Genomic DNA, 4,150 nt, shown 5'->3' on the forward strand with positions numbered 1-4,150 from the left:
CCTTGGGCCGACCGGTCGACCCGGACGTGAACAGCACGTACGCCAGATCGGCACCGGAGGGACGGGGGAATGCCACCGACCCGACCGGCGGCGGCGGATCCGTGATGTCGAGAACCGGAATCGCTGTCGCCGTGGCGAAGTCGTCTCGCGCCGTCGACAGAACGACAACCGGCGACGCCGTGTCTAGAATGTAGTCGTTGCGCTCGGACGGCTGATCCGGATCCACCGGAACGTACGCCGCACCGGACCGCAGCACGGCATACATGCCGACCACAAGCTCGATCGACCGACGCATGGCCAACCCCACCGACACACCCGGCCCGGCACCGTGCTCCTGCAACAACCACGCAGTCGCATCCACCCGGTCCGAGAACTCCCGATACGTCAACGACTGTTCGCCGAACACCAACGCCACCACATCAGGCGACTCGGCCACCACCCGGTCGAAACCATCCAGCAGCACCTCGTCCGGATCGACAGCCACCGCGATGCCGTTGCCCCGCAACGAGAGTTGTTCACGCTCAGCCGAATCGAGAACGTCGATGTCACCGACCGCGAGTTCGGGTCGAGCGGTCACGGAGTCGAGAACGGCCACCAGCCGGTGCCCGAAGGCCGTCACGGTCGGCTCGTCGAACAGATCCGTGGCGTACATCAACTCGACGGCGAGCCCTGCGCCGTCGCCCCGCTCGGTGAACGTCACCTGGAGGTCGAACTTGGCCGATGCCACGCCGGACCCGAACGCCTCGACGGCGAGATCGGGCAGCTCGAACGAACCCTGCGAGAAGTTCTGGAAGAACAGCGCAACCTGCACCAGTGGGTGTCGTCCTTGCGAACGCACCGGATCGAGTACCTCGACCAGACGCTCGAAGGGAACGTCGACGTTGTCGAACGCCTCGAGGTCGGCCGTACGTACCGTGTCGAGAACCTCGACGAACGAGGCATCCGAGGCAACAGGGGTTCGAAGCACCACCGTATTGACGAACATGCCCACCAGATCGTCCAGCCGCGCGTCACCACGGCCACCCACCGGTGCTCCGACGGCGATGTCGGCCGTACCCGACAGTGTCGCCAGCAACACGGCCAACGCGGCGTGCACCACCATGAACGGGGTCGACTCGTTGGCCCGGGCGCATTCGACCACTCGGGTGTGCAGCTCGGGATCGATATCGAACGACACCACCGCCCCTCGTCCCGACGCGACTCGTGGACGCGGCCGGTCGGCGGGTAACTCCAGTTGTTCGGGTAGGCCGTCGAGCGCGTGCTGCCAGTACTGAATCTGCTTGCTGGCGACGGATTTCGGGTCCGACTCCGAACCCAGCATGTCGAGTTGCCACAGCGTGTAGTCGACGTACTGAACCGGCAGCGGCGTCCACTGCGGTGCCGATCCACTGCGTCGCGCGAGATATGCCGTCATGACGTCCCGAGACAGCGGAGCCATCGACAGCCCGTCGGCCGAGATGTGGTGTGCCACGAACGCCAATACGTACTCCGGCATCGGACCGGCGGGGTCGGTGACCTCGAACAGCCGAACGCGGAACGGAATTTCGACCGTCACGTCGAACCCACGGCTGAAGAATTCGGTGACGTCGGCCAAGGCGCCGTCACGGGTGACGGTGACCACGGCCGTGTCGACCTGCGCATCGGCCTCGTCGAGCACCTGCTGATAGCCGCTGCCGTCGATGTCGGGATAGATGGTGCGCAACGATTCGTGGCGACCGACCACATCGAGGACGGCGGCCTGCAGTGCATCGATGTCGAGGGAACCGCGCAGCAGCAGAGCAACCGGCACGTTGTTGATCGCCGACGCGGTGTCGAGTCGGTTCAGGAACCACATGCGTTGCTGAGCGGACGAGAGCGGAATGTGTTGCGGCCGAGCCCTGGAGGCGTCGAGCTGGGCCCGGATCGGAGCGTCGACCGAGTCGGCTGCGTTCGCGAGCGCTTCGACGGTGGACGACTCGAACACCGAACGCGCAGGCACGTGCACGCCGAGTGCCGAACCCAGCCGCGCGGCGAGTTTGGTGGCGATCAGCGAATTGCCGCCGAGCGCGAAGAAATCGTCGTCGAGACCGACTCGCTCGACCCCGAGCAACTCGACGAAGATGTCGGCTACCGCCTGCTCGGTAGGGGTCGCCGGGGCGCGGAACTCGGCGACCTCGAACACCGGCTCCGGCAGTGCGTCTCGGTCGAGTTTGCCGGTGGGAGTCAGGGGAATCGTATCGATCCGCGTGATCACCGAGGGCACCATGTGCGCGGGCAGACTCCGCCCGGCCTCGTCCAGCACCCGGTCCAGGTCGACGTCCGTCCCTGCCACCGGCAGTACGTAGGCTGCGAGAACGGTTGCGCCAGTAGGACTGCGGTGACCGAGCGTCACAGCGAAATCGACCCCGTCCTGCGCTGTGAGAACGGCGTCGATTTCACCGAGTTCGATTCTGAAGCCTCGGATCTGGACCTGAAAGTCGTTGCGGCCCAGATATTCGATGGCACGTCCGGACGCCACTTCCCGCCACCGCACCAGGTCACCGGTGCGGTAGAGCCTGGCTTGATTCGGATCACTCTCGGCTGCATAGGGATTGGCTACGAATCGCGCCGCGGTCAGCGCAAATCTTCGATGGTAACCCCGCGCAAGGCCGGCACCGGTCAGATACAGCTCCCCCGGCACCCCTGCGGGTACCTGCCGCAACCGGTCGTCGAGCACGTGGTAGCCCATGTCTTTGGTGGACGGCCCGAGCAGCACGGCTTCGCCGGCGTTCAACGGCGGCGAGATATTGCACACCATCGACGCTTCGGTGGGGCCGTAGACGTTGTGAAAACGTCTGCCCGGTGCCCACTTCGACATCAGCTCCGAGGTGAAGGCCTCGCCGCCGATCGCAAGCACCCGCATGTCGGGCACCTCAGCCGGGTCGAGCGAGGCCAGCGCTGCCGGGGTGACGAACGCATGGCTGACGCGGTGGCGGCGGAGCATGTCAGCCAGATCGGCACCGCCGTAGACGCCGGGTGGGACGATGACCATCGTCGAGCCTGCGCCCACGGCCATCAGTAGCTCCAGCACGGATGCATCGAAGCTGGGGGACGCGAAATGCAGTGTGCGCGAATCGGAGTCCAGCCCGTAGGTCTCGACCTGAGTGGAGGTCAGCGGAGCCAGTCCGGCGTGGGAGACGGCGACGCCTTTCGGCAGACCGGTCGAGCCGGAGGTGTAGATGACGTACGCGAGCGTGGACGGGCGAATCGGTGCCCGTCGGTCTTCCGCTACGACGGGATCGTCGGACAACCCCTGAAGTGCGCCTTCGGTGTCGGACGAGTCGAGGCTGATCCACGACACCGACGTCGGCATCGTGTCCTCGAATTGTGTTGCAGTGACACCCATTCGCACGCCGGAGTCGTTCACCATGTGCGTGATGCGGGCGGCCGGGTAATTCGGGTCGATGGGCACGAATGCAGCACCGGTCTTCGCCACGGCCCACACGGCCGTGACCGATTCGATCGAACGGGTCAGTGCCAGAGCCACGAAATCCTCGGGACCTACCCCGCGTTCGATGAGCAGCCGGGCGAGCCTGGACGACCGGGAGTCGATCTCCCGATAGGTGAGCGACCGGGTGTCGAACTCCACCGCGGTACCGTCCGGGTTCTTTTCCACCGCCGCGGCGAGCAGAGTCGGCAGCGCGACCGTACGGGCCGGTCGCTGTCGGGTGGGTCGTGCACGGGTAGGCCTGGGGCGGCTCGACCGTCCACCCACTCGGCCGCCCGACTCGGACGGTGTGCCGGTCGATCCATCCGAACTCATCTGAACTATGACTCCTCACCAGTGTTGCCCCGCGCTCGGTCGTGGACGACGCGTCGGCCGATCCGACCGTTCATCGTCCGCGACGCGGCGAGCGTTGCAGTTCGCTTCACCCTATCGGTCGGCGGTTCCCAACGACCCGGGCAGACGATGCACCGGAATGTCGACACCGCTCATCTCGACACCGTCACCGTCGACCGACACGATCGCAACGAGGTCCTCGATGTCCTCGGGTTGCAGTCGATCGACTGCGGCGATGTCTGCTGCGGCGAGGAACGCATGGGTCACCCATTCTGCGGACACGATGTCTGCGGCGTCTTCGGCGGACTCCCCCCGGTCGGTCACCAGCGCTGCACCTGCCGTCACGGCGAC

General features: G+C 66.0%; 2 protein-coding genes. Both read right to left on the reverse strand.

Features of this window, described 5'->3' with window-relative positions; translation table 11 throughout:
- Nucleotides 1-3,781, reverse strand: a 3,781-nt coding sequence (locus A2J02_RS16900; RefSeq protein ID WP_156516256.1) for a non-ribosomal peptide synthetase, incomplete at its 3' end; no start/stop codon positions are given.
- A 111-nt stretch (nucleotides 3,782-3,892) separates the two neighbouring features.
- Nucleotides 3,893-4,150: hypothetical protein (locus A2J02_RS16905; protein WP_231911473.1), on the reverse strand; the 258-nt coding region annotated here is incomplete at its 5' end.

Source organism: Rhodococcus sp. EPR-147 (assembly GCF_001647185.1).
Lineage (GTDB): Bacteria > Actinomycetota > Actinomycetes > Mycobacteriales > Mycobacteriaceae > Rhodococcoides.